Genomic DNA, 17,711 nt, shown 5'->3' with positions numbered 1-17,711 from the left:
GTGGGGGGATGTGCGTGCACGTGAAGAAGTGGCGGGAAGACGCCCAACCGGAATGGCCCGAGGTCACCTCGGCCGGAGACCCTTCGGTTGCGGGGGAAGGCGCTCAGGCGTTCCCGGAGACCATCGGAGCCGGATTCCCGAGAGGAACCGGAATCCCGGCCGAGGCCGATCGTGCCTCCGTCGGAGCCGACGCGACCGCGAAACCGGCCAGAGCCGGAGGGTCGCTCTCGGATGCCGTCCGGGCCGACGGAACCGACGCCACGCCGTCGACGGCCGAGATCTGGAGCCGTCCGGAGACAGCCGCCCGGACCACCGCCGTCCGTGACCCGTGGGAAGAGGCCGGCGCGTCGGGTTCCGGCCAAGAGCCGGGCGACGGCAGCGATCCTGCCCACGACCCGCACGAGGTGACGGTCCAACTCGACGGCATAGGGCAGCAGTTGGAAGACCTGCTGGTACGGCAGGCCAAGGGTGGCGCGCCCGGTGCCGACCCGGCCGCAGGGGACGGCTCCGACGGGCCGGTGTTCGTCGACGAGTCGGGCCGCCGCAGCCGCCGCTACCGCCGTATCGGCATCGCCGCAGGCACGGCCTGCGCGGTCTACGCCGTCGTCATCGTCGCCACGCTGCTGTCCGGCAACTCCAACGCACCCTGGCTGCCCGTCCCGGGCCAGCAGGAGGGCCAGCCGGCCGGCAAGATCGACACCTCGCCGCTGCCCGCCGAGTCGGCGCCGCCCTCCGGTACGGCCGGCGTCACGCCGGGACCCGTTCCGACGGCCGGCAACGGCACGGCCCCGGCCCCGGGCGCCAGTGCCACCGCACCGGGGGCCACCGGCAGCCCCGGCCGCCCCGGCGCGTCCGCCGACGCCTCGGCGAGCCCGAAGGCCACCGCCCCGCGCCCGGGCACCGGGTCGACCCCGGCCAATCCGACACCGACGACGGATGCGCCGGCCACCACCCCGCCGCCCGACCCGACACCGACGGAACCCGGCCCCACGGCCACCCCGACCGAGACCACGGGCGCCGGCGACACCGGCGGACCCGGCACCGGCACGGTGGCCGACGGACCCAGCGATCCCACCCCGATCGCCACGGAGCCGGACGTCCCCGGGCCCGCACCCTCCCCGTCGGCGCAGGCCGTTCTCTGAGGGGCGGCGCCGGGAGGTCCTCCTCGCGAAGACCGGTCGGCGCGCCCCGTCTCCCGGCGCACACCCCGCTCGTGTGCGCCTCCTCCTGATGCACTTCCTCCTGATGCACATCCACCGATGGCATCCCCGTCCCCGGAGCACAACCACTGATGGCAACCCGCACCCGCCGTCCCGGGGCCGCGACCGGAGCCGCCGACGGCTCCCGGCGTCGCCGCCTGCCCATGCGCCTGCTGCTGCCCGTGCTGTTCCTCGCCGCCCTGATGGCGATGCTGATGCTGCGCGGCTACGTACACAGCGAGATCCTCGCGGACCACCGCATCCAGGCCGAGGCATCCGCCGACAAGGTGCCCGAGGAGATCATCAAAGGCGGCCCGGTCATCGACACCCGCACCGGCCGCAGCACCAGCCTGAAGGTGCCCGACCACCACATGGTCCTCACCTTCGACGACGGCCCGGACCCGGTCTGGACCCCCAAGGTCCTCGACGTCCTCAGGGAGCACGACGCGCACGCCGTCTTCTTCGTCACCGGCACCATGACCTCGCGCTACCCGGAACTGGTCAGGCGCATCGTCGCCGAGGGCCACGAGGTCGGTCTGCACACCTTCAACCACCCCGACCTCTCCCTCCAGTCGAAGAAGCGCATCGACTGGGAGCTGTCCCAGAACCAGCTCGCGATCACCGGCGCCGCGGGCATCCGCACCTCGCTCTTCCGGCCGCCCTACTCCTCGTACGCCGCGTCCATGGACAACAAGACCTGGCCCGTGACCCAGTACATCGGCACCCGCGGCTACATCACCGTCGTCACCAGCGTCGACAGCGAGGACTGGCGCAAGCCGGGCCCCGAGCGGATCATCCGCAACGTCACGCCCAAGGGCGGCAAGGGCGCCGTCGTCCTGATGCACGACTCCGGCGGCAACCGCCACCAGACGGTCGAGGCGCTGGACCGGTTCCTGCCGCAGATGAAGGCCGAGGGCTACACGTTCGACAACCTCACCGAGGCACTGGACGCCCCCAGCGCGCACACGCCGGCCACCGGCGTCGACCTGTGGAAGGGCAAGGCCTGGGTGTTCCTGGTGCAGGCCTCGGACCACATCACGGCCGTCCTGGCAGTCTGCCTCGCCATCATCGGCTTCCTGGTCATCGCCCGCTTCGGCCTGATGCTGCTGCTCTCGGCCCTCCACGCCCGCCGGGTGCGCCGCCGCGACTTCCGCTGGGGGCCGCCGATCACCGAACCGGTGTCGGTGCTGGTCCCGGCGTACAACGAGGCCAAGTGCATCGAGAACACCGTCCGCTCCCTGATGGAGAGCGACCACCCCGTCGAGATCATCGTCATCGACGACGGCTCCAGCGACGGCACGGCACGCATCGTGGAGAACCTGAACCTGCCGGGCGTCCGCGTGGTCCGTCAGCTGAACGCGGGCAAGCCCGCCGCCCTCAACCGGGGCGTGGCGAACGCCCGGCACGACCTCGTCGTGATGATGGACGGCGACACCGTCTTCGAACCGTCCACCGTCCGCGAACTCGTCCAGCCCTTCGGCGATCCCCGCGTCGGCGCGGTCGCCGGCAACGCGAAGGTCGGCAACAAGGACACCCTGATCGGTGCCTGGCAGCACATCGAGTACGTGATGGGCTTCAACCTCGACCGCCGTATGTACGACGTCCTGCGGTGCATGCCCACCATCCCGGGCGCGGTCGGAGCCTTCCGCCGCACGGCCCTGGAACGCGTCGGCGGCATGAGCGACGACACGCTCGCCGAGGACACCGACATCACCATGGCCATCCACCGCGACGGCTGGAAGGTCGTCTACGCGGAGAACGCCCGCGCCTGGACCGAGGCCCCGGAGTCCGTCCAGCAGCTGTGGTCCCAGCGCTACCGGTGGTCGTACGGCACCATGCAGGCGATCTGGAAGCACCGCCGTGCCGTCTTCGACCGGGGCCCCTCGGGCCGCTTCGGCCGGGTCGGGCTCCCGCTCGTGTCCCTCTTCATGGTGCTGGCCCCGCTGCTGGCCCCGCTGATCGACGTGTTCCTCGTCTACGGCCTGGTCTTCGGACCCACCGGGAAGACGATCCTGGCCTGGTTCGGCGTCCTGGCCATCCAGCTGGCCTGCGCGACCTACGCCTTCGTCCTGGACCGCGAGCGCCTGACCCCGCTGATCTCGCTGCCCCTGCAGCAGATCCTCTACCGCCAGCTGATGTACGTCGTCCTGCTGCAGTCCTGGATCACCGCCCTCACCGGCGGCCGGCTGCGCTGGCAGAAGCTGCGGCGCAAGGGCGGGGTGTCGGCCCCGCCGAACGTGCCCTCGCAGGGCAGGCAGGTCGCTGAAGGACGGCCGGTCGGATGAGCGCCATACCTGGAGGGACGAGCACGGAAGCCGGAGAGATGAGCACCGCAGTCACGCAGCACGAGGCCGGGTCGGGGCTGCCCGGGCAGCAGACCCGCAGGGCGGCCCCCGTCCGCGACCGCTACTTCGACCTCCTGAGGGCCCTCGCCCTCTTCCGGGTCGTCCTCTACCACCTCATGGGCTGGGCCTGGCTCCCGCTCGTGTTCCCGTCGATGGGCGTGATGTTCGCGCTCGCCGGCAACCTCATGGCCCGCTCCCTGGGGAGCCGTCCCGCCCTCCAGGTCGTGCGCGGCCGGATGCGCCGCCTGCTGCCCCCGCTGTGGCTGCTCGGCGCGATCGGCGTGACGGGCATGCTCGCGCAGGGCTGGGGCCCGGGCGACGACGGGCACCCGGGCTGGTGGTGGTTCCACCTCACCTACTGGATCCTGCCGCTGAGCGACCCGCCCTTCGCCGAGGGCCTGTCCGGGGTCCACGGCGTCCTGGGCGCGGACTGGGCGGAGCAACTGGCCGGACCCCTCTGGTACATCCGCGCCTACCTGTGGTTCGTCCTGCTGTCCCCTTTCCTTCTGAAGGCACTGCGCGCGCTGCCCCTGGTGACGATCGTGTCGCCGATCGCCCTGGCGGCGGCCTTCGAGTTCGGCTACCTCACGCTGCCCGGCGAGCGGTTCCCCTCGGCGCTCACCGACTTCAGCACGTTCGGCGCCTGCTGGATCCTCGGCATGGCCCGCCAGGAGGGCATCCTGCGGCGGATCCCCCGCTACGTCGTCCCCTCCGTCGCGCCGGCCATCGCCTGCCTGGGCCTGTGGTACGCCATGACCCACGGCTTCGGGGAGGGCCACGACCTCGACGACATCCCCTTCGCCCAGTCCCTGTGGTCCTTCGCCACGGTGATGCTGCTCCTGCACATCAGCCCGTCCTGGGCCCAGTGGCCCGGCGGACTGCGGCGCTGGGCACGCCCGATCACCCTGCTCAACTCCCGGGCGGTGACGATCTACCTCTGGCACAACACGTGCATCCTGATCGCCGCGACCCTCTGGGACCACCTGTGGAGCGTCGACACGCTGTCGGAGGACTACTCCTGGCTCCTGGAGAGCTCCTGGCCGGTCCTGGCCCTCGTCTGGCTCCTCATCGGCGCCTGTGTGCTCGCCTTCGGCTGGGTGGAGGACGTGGCGGCCAAACGCCGGCCCCGGCTGTGGCCGGACGGGGCGCAGCGGGGCCGTGACGCCAAACACCGGTGACGGCTCCCGGCCTGCCCCTGTTCGCTCACATATGAACCGGGTCACATGAGGTTCCGAAACCTCTCATCCCCCCTCCACTCTTGGTGAGAGCAAAGTTCCCTTCCGGTCACCCAGTGCCACAGCCCGGAAACGCGCCCTCCCTACCGTCGGGACTCAGCCACTCCCTCGAACCACCCGAGCCCGGTACACCGTGGAGGCGTCATGACAGCCCCTAGCACAGCCCCCGCACCCCCCAGCAGGGGCGGCCGCTGGATCCAGCAGTGGGATCCGGAGGACGAGACCTTCTGGAAGGAAACCGGAGAGAAGGTCGCCCGCCGCAACCTGATCTTCTCCGTCCTTTCCGAGCACATCGGGTTCTCGATCTGGACCATGTGGTCCGTGCTGGTGCTCTTCATGGGCCCCGAGTACGGGCTCACGCCGGCGGACAAGTTCCTGCTGACCTCGATGGTGACGCTGGTCGGCGCCGTCGTCCGCGTCCCCTACACCTTCGCCGTCGCAATCTTCGGCGGACGGAACTGGACGATCGTCTCGGCCGCCCTCCTGCTGGTCCCGACCGTCGCCGCGTTCGCGGTGATGGAGCCGGGAACCTCCTTCAACACCTTCCTGCTGGTCGGCCTGCTGGCCGGTATCGGCGGCGGCAACTTCGCGTCGTCGATGACCAACATCAACGCGTTCTTCCCGCTCCGTAAGAAGGGCTGGGCGCTGGGCCTCAACGCCGGCGGCGGCAACATCGGCGTGCCGGTGCTCCAGCTGGCCGGACTCGCCGTCATCGGTGCCAGCGGCGGTCCGCGGGTGCTGCTCGGGATCTACATCCCGTTCATCGTCGTCGCCGCCGTCCTCGCCGCGCTCTTCATGGACAACATCGAGAACGTGAAGAACGACACCGGCGCCGCGAAGGACGCCGCGAAGGACGCGCACACCTGGATCATGTCCTTCCTCTACATCGGCACCTTCGGCTCCTTCATCGGATACAGCTTCGCCTTCGGGCAGGTGCTGACCAACCAGTTCGGCCGGACCCCGCTGGAGGCGGCGTACGTCACCTTCATCGGCCCGCTGCTCGGCTCGCTGATCCGGCCCTTCGGCGGCTGGCTGGCCGACAAGTACGGCGGCGCGAAGATCACGCTGTACAACTACGTCGGCATGGGCGTGGCGACCGCGGTCCTCATCGCCGCCAGCATGGAGAAGTCGCTGGCCCTGTTCACCGTCGCCTTCGTGGTGCTGTTCGTCCTCACCGGCCTCGGCAACGGCTCGACGTACAAGATGATCCCCGGCATCTTCCAGACGAAGGCGCTGGCCAAGGGCCTCGAGGGTGAAGCGGCCGCCGCCTACGGGCGTCGTCTCTCCGGTGCCTCCATGGGCCTGATCGGCGCGGTCGGCGCGCTCGGCGGCGTCGGCATCAACCTCGCCTTCCGCCAGTCCTTCCTCTCCTACGGCTCCGGCACCGGCGCGTTCGTCGCCTTCCTGGCCTTCTACGCCGCCTGCTTCGTGGTCACCTGGGCCGTATACCTTCGCCGCTCGGCGGCGCGCACCCAGGCCACGACGACCACCTCGGAGGCGAAGCCCCAGCTCAGCTACGCGAAGGTGTGACGTAACACCAGCGACATGAAGCCGAACCGAGCCTGTCACGAGCCGTTGACAGGCTCGGTCGGCATGCGGGTGCCATCACCTGGTGGCAGATGCAACGACTCGAGTGCGGGAACGAGAGTTATGTACGAGGTACAGCAGCGACCTGACCATGGACCCCTCGCCGGGTTCACCGTGGGAGTGACGGCCGCGCGCCGGGCCGACGAGTTGGGCGCGCTCCTGCAGCGGCGCGGAGCCGCCGTTCTGCACGCCCCTGCCCTGCGGATCGTGCCGCTCGCGGACGACAGCGAACTGCTGGCGGCGACCAAGGAGATCATCGACCAGAGCCCGGACATCGTGATCGCCACGACCGCGATCGGCTTCCGGGGCTGGATCGAGGCCGCCGACGGCTGGGGCCTGGGCGAGACCCTGCTCGACGGGCTGCGCGAGGTGGAGATCCTCGCGCGCGGGCCGAAGGTCAAGGGCGCGATCCGTGCGGCCGGCCTCACCGAGGAGTGGTCGCCGTCGTCGGAGTCCATGGCCGAGGTGCTGGACCGGCTTCTGGAGGAGGGCGTCGAGGGCCGCCGTATCGCCATTCAGCTGCACGGCGAACCCCTGCCCGGCTTCGTGGAGTCGCTGCGGGCCGGGGGAGCCGAGGTCCTGGGCATCCCCGTCTACCGGTGGATGCCGCCGGAGGACATCGCGCCGGTGGACCGGCTGCTGGACGCGGCGGTCTCGCGCGGCCTGGACGCGCTCACCTTCACCAGCGCACCGGCCGCCGCCTCCCTGCTGTCCCGTGCCGAGGACCGCCGGCTGCTGCCCGAACTGCTCGCCGCCCTCAACCACGACGTCCTGCCCGCCTGCGTCGGCCCGGTCACCGCGCTGCCGCTGCAGGCCCAGGGCATCGACACGGTCCAGCCGGAGCGTTTCCGGCTCGGACCCCTCGTCCAGCTCCTGTGCCAGGAACTGCCCGGCCGGGCGCGCTCTCTGCCGATCGCCGGGCACCGGGTGGAGATCCGCGGCCACGCGGTCCTCGTCGACGGCGACCTCAAGCCCGTACCGCCGGCCGGCATGTCCCTGATGCGGGCCCTGGCCCGACGTCCGGGCTGGGTGGTGGCCCGCTCCGACCTGCTGCGGGCCCTGCCGGGTGCCGGACGGGACGAGCACGCGGTGGAGACCGCGATGGCCCGGCTGCGTACGGCTCTGGGGGCACCGAAGCTGATCCAGACCGTGGTGAAGCGGGGTTACCGGCTGGCACTGGACCCGGCTGCGGACACGAAGTACGCCGGCGTGTGACCCGGCGGCGCTGATCGCCCCGAGGCCGCGTGCCGGGACGGCACACTCCGCTTACCGGCGGTACGAGGGGTTCCGGCCGCACGAGCGGGCAGGCACTGTAAGAGGGAACGGTTCCTCACCGGTGTGACTGCTAGGCGGTGACAGGCACATGGCACTGGGTACGGCCACGGCCGCGTACGAGCTGCGGTTCGATGCCGGGCGGATCTGTCTGGATCTCCTCGCGACCACCCACCCCGACGAACGCCTCGACTCGGTAGAGGTGCTGCGCGCCTGGATCACCGGTTCGGGACTCGTCCCGGCGGGCACCGGGCTCACGCACGCCGACGCCTCCTGGCTCGACGGCTTCCGCGAACTGCGCTACCGCACAGGGCAGTTGGTGCCCGGAGGGCTCGCGCCCGAGGGGCGGCCCTACGATCTCGCGCTGGCCCACGTCAATGACATCGCTCGCGCGGCCCCTCCCGCTCCACGCGCCGTGACCTGTGAAGACGGCACCCTCGTCCGGGAGTTGGACGGGCCGCCCGAGTGCGCGGCACTGCTCGGCGCCGTCGCGCGGGACGTCGTGGAACTGCTCACGGATCCGGTCGCGCGGGCGGGGCTGCGGCAGTGCGAAGGGGACAACTGCCCGATCGTCTATCTCGACACATCACGGGGGCGCAGGAGGCGTTGGTGCTCCAGCGAGGTGTGCGGGAACCGCGAAAGGGTGGCCCGGCACCGTCGTCGGGCGGCGCTCCCCCGCGCCTGAGTGCCCGTTATGTTGCTTCTGTGAAACGGCTGTCGAAGTGATTTCGATTACATGCCGTTTACCTTCTGCGGCCCGAGGGCAGCTGGCGTGATCTTGTCGCTGTGGCGGAAATGTAAAGATCACGCGGGGGGAATGTGCACCCATGTCCCGCCTCGTCACGTCACTCACAAGAAAACTGTCGCCTCCCTTTGAACATCCAACTCACCGCGTCCGTACCCGTGGACGAGCGACCGACTGGGGGAACCCCCGGACATCGGAGGTGGGCGTGCGCAAGGATTCCGTCGTGGCCAATGAACGTGGATCGAGGGCCCGACATCGCATGTCCCAGCCCTCGGAACCTGATGAGGAGCTCATGCGTGCGCTCTACAGAGAACACGCCGGACCCCTGCTCGCGTATGTCCTCCGCCTTGTCGCGGGAGACCGGCAACGTGCCGAGGACGTCGTGCAGGAGACGCTCATCCGTGCCTGGAAGAACGCCGGCCAGCTCAATCGAGCGACCGGATCGGTACGCCCCTGGCTGGTGACGGTCGCCCGGCGCATCGTCATCGACGGCCACCGCAGCCGGCAGGCCCGGCCGCAGGAGGTCGATCCGTCGCCGCTGGAGGTCATCCCCGCGGAGGACGAGATCGACAAGGCGCTGTGGCTGATGACGTTGTCCGACGCTCTCGACGACCTGACCCCGGCTCACCGGGAGGTGCTCGTTGAGACGTACTTCAAGGGGCGTACGGTCAACGAGGCCGCCGAGACGCTCGGCATACCCAGCGGCACCGTGCGCTCAAGAGTCTTCTACGCACTGCGATCGATGAAGCTGGCACTGGAGGAGCGGGGGGTGACGGCGTGATGAGTGTGTACGGGGGGAACCAGGGATTCGGTACGGGTGGTGCGGGTATGTCTGGCCCCATGATGGGATCTCCGGGTCCGAACGAGCACGAGACCGTCGGCGCCTACGCTCTCGGCATCCTCGACGACGCCGAAGCAACCGCTTTCGAAGGCCATCTCGCCACCTGCGAATGGTGCGCCCAGCAGCTCGACGAGCTCGCCGGGATGGAGCCGATGCTGGCCGCGCTCGCGGACCTGCCGGGCTCCGGCACCCCCGCCATCGGCGAGTCGCTGTCCGCCAAGCCCAGCCCGCGCGTGGTGAACAGGCTCGTCGACGAGGTCGCCGAGCGACGCGCCCAGAAGCGCCGCCGCGGTTTCTACATGGTGGCGGCCGCGGCCGCCCTGATCATCGGCGGCCCGATCGTCGCGACGGCAACGGCCGGCGGCGACTCGAACGGTGGCGGTGCCAAGGAGGGCGTGACCCTCTCGGCCACCCCGGCCAAGGACCTGTTCGACGACATCGACGAGAAGGTCACCGCGACGGACCCGTCGACGGGCGTGAGCGCCACCGTGGCCCTCGCGAAGAAGGACTGGGGCACCGAGACGGTCCTGGAGCTCAAGGGCGTCAAGGGCCCGCTCAAGTGCTCCCTGATCTTCGTCGGCGAGAACGGCGAGCGCGTGACGGCGTCCAACTGGTCGGTCCCGGCCTGGGGCTACGGCCTCCCGGACGGCAAGACCGAGAAGTCCAAGAACCCGCTCTACATCGTCGGCGGCGCGTCCTTCACCCCGGACCAGATGAAGGGATTCGAGGTCATGACCCTCGACGGTGACGTCATCGCCAAGGGCAACGTGTGATCGACTGGGCGCGCACATAGCTTCTCGGGGCCCCCTTCGCGTACGGTTGACGGCTGCCCAGCACGTCAGAAGGGGGCCCGGTGGCCGCTCAGGCTCAGCAGGAAATCGCGGTCGACTCGGTTCAGCATTCCGCGCACGATTCCGTGCGTGACCGAGAGATCAGCGTCGAACAGGAACACCTCGACCGGGTGTACCAGCGCCTCGAGGAGAAGATCCACGAGGCCGAGTTCCTCATGAACGACGCGGCCAAGCGTGGCCAGGTCGGAACCCCCGGCGCGCTCGCCGAGCGCGACGCCCAGGTCTTCCGGGCAGGCATCCACCTGAACCGGCTGAACAACGAGTTCGAGGACTTCCTCTTCGGCCGTATCGACCTGCTCCTCGGCAAGGACGGCAAGAAGGGGCCGGACGGCGCCTACACCGCCGTGGAACCGGCGGAGGGCGCGGTCCGCCCGGACAACACCGCCGACATCGCCGAGACCCTGCACATCGGCCGCATCGGCGTCCTCGACCAGGACTACGCCCCGCTCGTCATCGACTGGCGGGCGCCCGCCGCCGCCCCGTTCTACCGCTCCACCCCGGTCGACCCGGGGCGGGTCGTCCGTCGCCGTGTCATCCGCTCCAAGGGGCGCAAGGTGCTCGGCGTCGAGGACGACCTGATGCGCCCCGAGCTGACGGCTCGCCTCGACGGCCGGGACCTGGCCGTGATCGGCGACGGCGCCCTGATGGCCGCACTCGGCCAGGCCCGCACCCACACCATGCGGGACATCGTGGCGTCCATCCAGGCCGAGCAGGACCTGGTGATCCGCGCTCCCGCCGCCTCCGTGACGTACGTCGAGGGCGGCCCGGGCACGGGCAAGACGGCCGTCGCCCTGCACCGGGCGGCCTATCTGCTCTACCAGGACCGGCGGCGGTACGCGGGCGGCATCCTCATCGTCTCCCCGACCCCGCTGCTCGTGGCGTACACCGAAGGCGTCCTGCCGTCCCTCGGCGAGGAGGGCCAGGTCGCCATCCGGGCGATCGGCTCGCTCGTCGACGGGGCCGAGGCCACGCAGTACGACGCGCCGGCGGTGGCGCGGGCGAAGGGCTCGTACCGCATGCTCAAGGTCCTGCGGAAGGCGGCACGGGGCGCCCTGGAGGCAGGGCCGGGCAGCACCGCGCGCCCCGGCGGCCCCGCCGGACAGCTCGCCCTCGACGACCCCGAGCCGCAGCCGCAGACCCCCGCAGGCCCGCCCACCCGGCTCCGCGTGGTCGCCTTCGGGCGCCGTCTGGAGCTGGAGGCCGCCGAGCTGGACCGCATCCGCAACAACGCGCTCAGCGGCACCGCCCCCGTGAACATGCTGCGCCCCCGCGCCCGCAAGCTGCTCCTGGACGCCCTGTGGTCGCGCTCCGGCGCGGCCGGCCGGCACACCGACCCGGAGCTGGCCGCCGAGCTGCGCTCCGGCTTCGACGAGGACGTCAGCTCCGAGGACAGCTTCATCGAGTTCGTCGACGCCTGGTGGCCGGAGCTGACCCCCAAGGCGGTCCTCGACGCCATGGCCGACGAGCGGCGCCTGGGCCGCTGGGCCCGGCGGATCCTCAACCCCGGCGAGGTGCGCAGGGTCGCGCGCTCCCTGAGACGCGACGGCCTCTCCGTCCACGACATCGCGATGCTCGACGAACTCCAGTCCATCCTCGGCACCCCGGCCCGCCCCCGCCGCCGGCGCGAGGCCGACCCGCTCGACCAGCTCACCGGCCTGGAGGAGCTGATGCCGGTCCGCGAGGAGACCCAGCGCGAGCGGGCCGAGCGGCTGGCCCAGGAGCGCGTCGAGTACGCCCACGTCATCGTCGACGAGGCCCAGGACCTCACGCCGATGCAGTGGCGCATGGTCGGCCGCCGGGGTCGGCACGCCACCTGGACGGTGGTCGGCGACCCCGCCCAGTCGTCCTGGTCCGACCCCGACGAGGCGGCCCAGGCCCGTGACGAGGCCCTTGGCAGCCGCCCGCGCCGCCGCTTCCAGCTGACCGTGAACTACCGCAACCCGGCCGAGATCGCCGAGCTGGCCGCGAAGGTGCTGGCCCTGGCGATGCCGGGCGCCGAGTCCCCGTCGGCGGTGCGCTCCACGGGCGTACAGCCGCGGTTCGCCGTCGTACGGGAATCCCTCGGCCAGGCCGTCCGGGCGGAGGCCGCCCGTCTCCTGGACCTCGTCGACGGCACCATCGGCGTCGTGGTCGCCATGAACCGCCGCGAAGAGGCCAGGCGCTGGCTCGCCGGGCTCGGCGACCGGGTCGTGGCGCTCGGCAGCCTGGAGGCGAAGGGCCTGGAGTACGACGCCACGGTCGTCGTCTCCCCGGCGGAGATCGCGGACGAGTCACCGGCCGGGCTGCGGGTGCTGTACGTGGCGCTGACCCGCGCGACGCAGCAGCTCACGGTGGTGTCGGCGGAGCGGGACGCGCCGGACGCCGACGGGGTGCCGGACCTGCTCAGAGATTGATCCGAGGAAGTCCCGGTACGGGAATGGCCTTACGGGATCCGTTTGTTAGCCTGGGTGTGGCACCGGCCCGATCCAAGCCCCCGGGCCCAACCTTCGTCGCTACGAGCGACCACTTGCCGCGAGGCGAGCATGGCGGGTCGGTGCCACTGAACGTCGAAGAGGTCCACGTCGATGGTGACGTGGGCCTCTTTCGTCGCCCCTCCGCTGCGAACACAACGTTCGCAATCCCACCCGGCTACCGCCTACTCGGCGGTAGGTGCGACGATCGGACGGCATCCAGCGCACAGGTGAAAGCAGAGGAAGTCGGCCATGGCAACGGCGCCCAGCGTCTCCTACTCGATGACGGTCCGGCTGGAGGTGCCCGCGAGCGGAACCGCGGTTTCCCAGCTCACCGGAGCCGTCGAGTCCCACGGAGGCTCGGTCACCGGCCTCGACGTCACTGCTTCCGGGCACGAGAAGCTCCGGATCGACGTCACCATCGCGGCCACCTCCACCGCGCACGCCGAAGAGATCGTCGAGCAGCTGCGCGGCATCGAGGGCGTCACGCTCGGCAAGGTCTCGGACCGTACGTTCCTCATGCACCTCGGCGGCAAGATCGAGATGCAGTCCAAGCATCCGATCCGCAACCGTGACGACCTCTCGATGATCTACACGCCGGGTGTCGCCCGCGTCTGCATGGCCATCGCCGAGAACCCCGAGGACGCCCGCCGCCTCACCATCAAGCGCAACACCGTTGCGGTCGTGACCGACGGCTCCGCGGTCCTTGGCCTCGGCAACATCGGCCCGATGGCCGCCATGCCGGTCATGGAGGGCAAGGCGGCCCTCTTCAAGCGCTTCGCGGACATCGACGCCTGGCCGCTGTGCCTGGACACCCAGGACACCGACGAGATCGTCGCGATCGTCAAGGCGATCGCCCCGGGCTTCGCCGGCATCAACCTCGAGGACATCTCCGCGCCGCGCTGCTTCGAGATCGAGGCCCGGCTGCGTGAGGCCCTCGACATCCCCGTCTTCCACGACGACCAGCACGGCACGGCGATCGTGGTGCTGGCGGCGCTGACGAACGCACTGCGCGTGACCAGCAAGGCCATCGAGAACATCCGGGTCGTCATGTCCGGTGCCGGCGCGGCCGGTACCGCCATCCTCAAGCTGCTGATCGCCGCCGGCCTCAAGAACGCCGTCGTCGCCGACATCCACGGCGTCGTGCACGCGGGCCGCGAGGACCTCGTCGACGCCGCCCCGGGCTCGGCGCTGCGCTGGATCGCCGACAACACCAACCCCGAGGGCCTGACGGGCACGCTGAAGGAAGCCGTGCGCGGCGCGGACGTCTTCATCGGCGTGTCGGCGCCCAACGTGCTCAACGGCGACGACGTGGCCGGCATGGCCGAGGGTGCGATCGTGTTCGCGCTGGCGAATCCCGACCCCGAGGTCGACCCGGCGGTCGCCCGCCAGACGGCCGCCGTCGTCGCCACCGGCCGCTCCGACTTCCCGAACCAGATCAACAACGTGCTGGTCTTCCCGGGTGTCTTCCGCGGTCTGCTCGACGCGCAGTCCCGCACGGTGAACACCGACATGATGATCGCGGCGGCGAAGGCCCTCGCGGACGTGGTGACCGAGGACGAGCTGAACCCGAACTACATCGTCCCGAGCGTCTTCAACGACAAGGTCGCGGGCGCGGTCGCCGGGGCGGTGCGGGAGGCCGCGAAGGCGGCGGGCGCGGCTTCCTAGCCGCCCGGGAGCCCGCGAGGGCGGGGGCCGACTGTGAGGATTGCCACGGCAGGCCTGACACCGGCGCGTCGTGGAACCCGGCCCTCCTGGCCGACGTTTATCGTGTCGGCCAGGCTCAACCCTCTTTCCGTGTGACTCCCAAGGGTGTTCTCACGACTCCTAGGGGTGCCGGATTGGCTTTCCCGCCGCAGGTAGGGGCAGGATGCGTCTCTGGGCGCGAGGGTCCGGCGACGGACCCGGGTCCTGGGACTGTCCGAGGGCCCTGGCAGCATCGACTTCGCTGTGCCCAATATGCGGCTCCGCCGCGTGGCACGCCTCAACAGCAAGAAGAACACGGGAGTAACAACATGAACCGCAGTGAGCTGGTGGCCGCGCTGGCCGACCGCGCCGAGGTCACCCGCAAGGACGCGGACGCCGTTCTGGCCGCGTTCGCCGAGACCGTCGGCGAGATCGTCGCCAAGGGCGACGAGAAGGTCACCATCCCCGGCTTCCTGACCTTCGAGCGCACCCACCGTGCCGCTCGCACCGCGCGCAACCCGCAGACCGGCGACCCGATCCAGATCCCGGCCGGCTACAGCGTGAAGGTCTCCGCTGGCAGCAAGCTCAAGGAAGCCGCCAAGGGCAAGTAAGCCTTCGCGTACGCGACGGAACCTGCGTACGAGGCTCAGCAACGCGAATGGGGCGGCCACCCGGCGAGGGTGGCCGCCCCATCGTCGTACAAACGCGGGTACGGGCGGTATGAGCGATGCTGTTTCTGCCAGGGGGCGACCCCCGGACCCCGGCCGGGGCGGCGGTTGCCCCGGGCCGGAGTGGCGGATGAGCGACGGTCAGCCGAGTGCCTTGCCCGGCAGCTCCACCTTCGCGCCGAGCGCCACGAGCTTCTCCATGAAGTTCTCGTAGCCCCGGTTGATGAGGTCGATGCCGTGGACGCGGGACGTTCCCTGGGCGGCCAGGGCGGCGATGAGGTAGGAGAAGCCGCCGCGGAGGTCGGGGATGACCAGGTCGGCGCCCTGGAGCCGGGTGGGGCCGGAGACGACCGCAGAGTGCAGGAAGTTGCGCTGGCCGAAGCGGCAGTTGGAGCCGCCCAGGCACTCGCGGTACAGCTGGATGTGGGCGCCCATCTGGTTCAGCGCGGAGGTGAAGCCGAGGCGGGACTCGTAGACCGTCTCGTGGATGATGGACAGGCCCGTGGCCTGCGTCAGGGCCACCACCAGCGGCTGCTGCCAGTCCGTCTGGAAGCCGGGGTGCACGTCCGTTTCGAGGGCGATGGACTTCAACTGGCCGCCCGGGTGCCAGAAGCGGATGCCCTCGTCGTCGATCTGGAAGGCGCCGCCCACCTTCCGGTAGGTGTTCAGGAACGTCATCATCGAGCGCTGCTGGGCGCCGTGGACGTAGATGTTGCCCTCGGTCGCGAGCGCCGCGGACGCCCAGGAGGCGGCCTCCAGGCGGTCCGGGAGGGCGCGGTGGTTGTAGCCGCCGAGCTGGTCCACACCGGTGACGCGGATGGTGCGGTCGGTGTCCATCGCGATGATGGCGCCCATTTTCTGCAGGACGCAGATGAGGTCCTCGATCTCCGGCTCCACGGCCGCGTTCGAGAGCTCGGTGACGCCCTCGGCGAGGACCGCGGTGAGCAGCACCTGCTCGGTCGCGCCGACGGACGGGTACGGCAGTGTGATCTTCGTGCCCCGAAGCCGCCGCGGCGCCTCCAGGAACTGCCCGTCCGCCCGCTTCTCGATCGTCGCGCCGAACTGCCGCAGCACCTCGAAGTGGAAGTCGATGGGCCGTCCGCCGATGTCGCAGCCGCCGAGGCCGGGGATGAAGGCGTGGCCCAGGCGGTGCAGCAGGGGACCGCACAGGAGGATCGGGATACGGCTCGAACCCGCGTGGGCGTCGATGTCGGCGACGTTCGCGCTCTCCACGTGGGTCGGGTCCATCACCAGCTCGCCCGGTTCCTCACCCGGACGGACCGTCACGCCGTGCAGTTGCAGCAGACCGCGTACGACGCGCACGTCACGGATGTCCGGAACATTGCGCAGTCGACTCGGCTCACTGCCCAGCAGGGCGGCGACCATGGCCTTCGGTACGAGGTTCTTCGCACCACGGACACGGATCTCGCCCTCCAGCGGGGTTCCGCCGTGGACAAGCAGTACGTCGTCATTGCCGTTGACGGTCATGTATCTCGCGTTCCGATGAGTGGGGCAGGGGCCAGATGGGAAAGGGTAATCGCCGCACACGGAATCGACTAAGCTGCTGGTGTGCGGTGCGAGAACCAAGCGCCGCGCACGTTTGAATGACGTTGATGTCAACCGGGCTGGTTCCAACCCGGCTGGTGCTGATCGTGTGAGCCTTGGCCGTTCGCTGAGCGGTCGAGCAGCGTGAGCCAGGAATCCCCGGCGTCAGCTGGGGAGGGTTCAAAACACGAACCGTTCCCTACGGGTGCACGGGGGCGTCGGTGCATCATGTGCTGGCGCCCGTTTTCGTATCGCCTACCCATGCGCAGGTGGGATGCGGGATCATGTCTGGCATGACCGAGGTGTCCTCGCTCACAGGGCGGTTGCTCGTGGCAACGCCCGCCCTGGCGGACCCGAACTTCGACCGTGCGGTGGTGCTTCTCCTCGACCACGACGAGGAGGGCTCCCTCGGTGTCGTCCTCAACCGTCCCACCCCGGTGGACGTGGGCGACATCCTGGAGGGCTGGGCGGACCTCGCCGGGGAACCCGGTGTCGTCTTCCAGGGCGGCCCGGTCTCCCTGGACTCGGCCCTCGGGGTCGCCGTCATCCCGGGCGGCGCGTCCGTGAACGGGGCCCCGCTGGGCTGGCGCCGGGTGCACGGCGCGATCGGCCTGGTCGACCTGGAGGCCCCGCCTGAGCTGCTCGCCTCGGCCCTGGGCAGCCTGCGGATCTTCGCCGGTTACGCCGGATGGGGGCCGGGCCAGCTGGAGGACGAGCTGGGGGAGGGCGCCTGGTACGTCGTCGAGTCGGAACCCGGCGACGTGTCCTCGCCGTGCCCGGAAAGGCTGTGGCGTGAGGTCCTGCGCCGCCAGCGCAGTGAGCTGGCGATGGTGGCCACCTATCCGGACGACCCTTCGCTCAACTGATGGGTGTGAGCTTCAGTACCCTTGGCTGTTATGAGCACTCTTGAGCCTGAGACCCAGCCGCAGCGCGGGACTGGTACGGGGACCCTCGTAGAGCCGACGCCGCAGGTGTCCCGCGGCGACGGTGACCACGAGCGCTTCGCCCACTACGTCCAGAAGGACAAGATCATGGCGAGCGCCCTCGACGGCACTCCCGTCGTGGCGCTGTGCGGCAAGGTCTGGGTGCCGGGCCGCGACCCGAAGAAGTACCCGGTGTGCCCCATGTGCAAGGAGATCTACGAGTCCATGGGCGCCGGTGGCGACGACAAGGGCAAGGGCGGCGGCGACAAGTAGTCCTTCCGGGCCGAGGTCCGGCCGAGGTCCGTCTGAGTCCGTCTGAGTCCGTCTGAGTCCGTCTGAGGTTCACGAGGCCCTCGGGGCGCGT

At 70.4% G+C, this 17,711-nt stretch carries 14 protein-coding genes; 13 read left to right on the top strand and 1 reads right to left on the bottom strand.

The window, feature by feature from the left end; translation table 11 throughout:
* Positions 1-8: 8 nt before the first annotated feature.
* The 11 genes from ACZ5XS_RS07095 (at position 9) to ACZ5XS_RS07045 (ending at position 14,822) form a co-directional block, all read left to right on the top strand.
* Positions 9-1,142 carry a hypothetical protein gene (locus ACZ5XS_RS07095; protein WP_468648547.1) on the top strand — a complete coding sequence of 378 codons (1,134 nt, stop codon included), beginning with the start codon at positions 9-11 and terminating at the stop codon, positions 1,140-1,142.
* Positions 1,143-1,291: 149 nt separating this feature from the next.
* A complete protein-coding gene (locus ACZ5XS_RS07090) occupies positions 1,292-3,484 on the top strand; it encodes a glycosyltransferase (RefSeq protein ID WP_468648545.1) in 2,193 nt (730 codons plus the stop codon).
* Between the two features lie 38 nt (positions 3,485-3,522).
* Entirely contained in the window at positions 3,523-4,722 is a 1,200-nt protein-coding gene (locus tag ACZ5XS_RS07085) for an acyltransferase family protein (protein ID WP_468648543.1), read from the top strand.
* Positions 4,723-4,923: 201 nt separating this feature from the next.
* The gene (locus ACZ5XS_RS07080; RefSeq protein WP_468648541.1) at positions 4,924-6,309 is read left to right on the top strand and encodes a nitrate/nitrite transporter; all 1,386 of its coding nucleotides are present in this window, start codon (positions 4,924-4,926) and stop codon (positions 6,307-6,309) included.
* Between the two features lie 120 nt (positions 6,310-6,429).
* Positions 6,430-7,581, top strand: coding sequence for a uroporphyrinogen-III synthase (locus ACZ5XS_RS07075; RefSeq protein WP_468648539.1), 1,152 nt, complete (start codon positions 6,430-6,432; stop codon positions 7,579-7,581).
* A gap of 148 nt (positions 7,582-7,729) precedes the next feature.
* On the top strand, positions 7,730-8,323 hold the full coding sequence (locus ACZ5XS_RS07070) for a CGNR zinc finger domain-containing protein (RefSeq protein WP_468648537.1): 594 nt from the start codon (positions 7,730-7,732) through the stop codon (positions 8,321-8,323).
* Between the two features lie 319 nt (positions 8,324-8,642).
* On the top strand, positions 8,643-9,164 hold the full coding sequence (locus tag ACZ5XS_RS07065) for a sigma-70 family RNA polymerase sigma factor (RefSeq protein ID WP_010039908.1): 522 nt from the start codon (positions 8,643-8,645) through the stop codon (positions 9,162-9,164).
* Complete coding sequence (locus ACZ5XS_RS07060; RefSeq protein ID WP_468648535.1) at positions 9,164-9,997, top strand: zf-HC2 domain-containing protein; 834 nt, start codon at positions 9,164-9,166, stop codon at positions 9,995-9,997. The genes ACZ5XS_RS07065 and ACZ5XS_RS07060 overlap by 1 nt, the downstream gene beginning before the upstream one ends.
* 80 nt (positions 9,998-10,077) lie before the next feature.
* On the top strand, positions 10,078-12,468 hold the full coding sequence (locus ACZ5XS_RS07055; protein WP_468648533.1) for a HelD family protein: 2,391 nt from the start codon (positions 10,078-10,080) through the stop codon (positions 12,466-12,468).
* 309 nt (positions 12,469-12,777) lie between these two features.
* Positions 12,778-14,193, top strand: a complete 1,416-nt coding sequence (locus ACZ5XS_RS07050) for an NAD-dependent malic enzyme (RefSeq protein ID WP_468648531.1) — start codon at positions 12,778-12,780, stop codon at positions 14,191-14,193.
* Between the two features lie 347 nt (positions 14,194-14,540).
* Positions 14,541-14,822, top strand: a complete 282-nt coding sequence (locus ACZ5XS_RS07045; RefSeq protein ID WP_007382399.1) for an HU family DNA-binding protein — start codon at positions 14,541-14,543, stop codon at positions 14,820-14,822.
* Between the two features lie 198 nt (positions 14,823-15,020).
* On the opposite strand, the gene murA is transcribed toward ACZ5XS_RS07045, so the two are convergent.
* Entirely contained in the window at positions 15,021-16,367 is a 1,347-nt protein-coding gene (murA, locus tag ACZ5XS_RS07040; protein ID WP_053749314.1) for a UDP-N-acetylglucosamine 1-carboxyvinyltransferase, read from the bottom strand.
* 350 nt (positions 16,368-16,717) lie between these two features.
* On the opposite strand from murA, the gene ACZ5XS_RS07035 reads away from it, so the two are divergent.
* Together ACZ5XS_RS07035 and ACZ5XS_RS07030 are read left to right on the top strand one after the other, a co-directional pair.
* Positions 16,718-17,290 carry a YqgE/AlgH family protein gene (locus tag ACZ5XS_RS07035; protein ID WP_468648529.1) on the top strand — a complete coding sequence of 191 codons (573 nt, stop codon included), beginning with the start codon at positions 16,718-16,720 and terminating at the stop codon, positions 17,288-17,290.
* A gap of 30 nt (positions 17,291-17,320) precedes the next feature.
* Positions 17,321-17,620 (top strand): DUF3039 domain-containing protein, encoded by a 300-nt coding sequence (locus ACZ5XS_RS07030; RefSeq protein ID WP_217238655.1) that lies wholly within the window; start codon positions 17,321-17,323, stop codon positions 17,618-17,620.
* Positions 17,621-17,711 lie beyond the last annotated feature (91 nt).

This window comes from Streptomyces sp. NPDC033131, from assembly GCF_055578365.1.
Note: the sequence above shows the minus strand (reverse complement) of the source record. Positions and strands in the feature narration are given on the sequence as shown.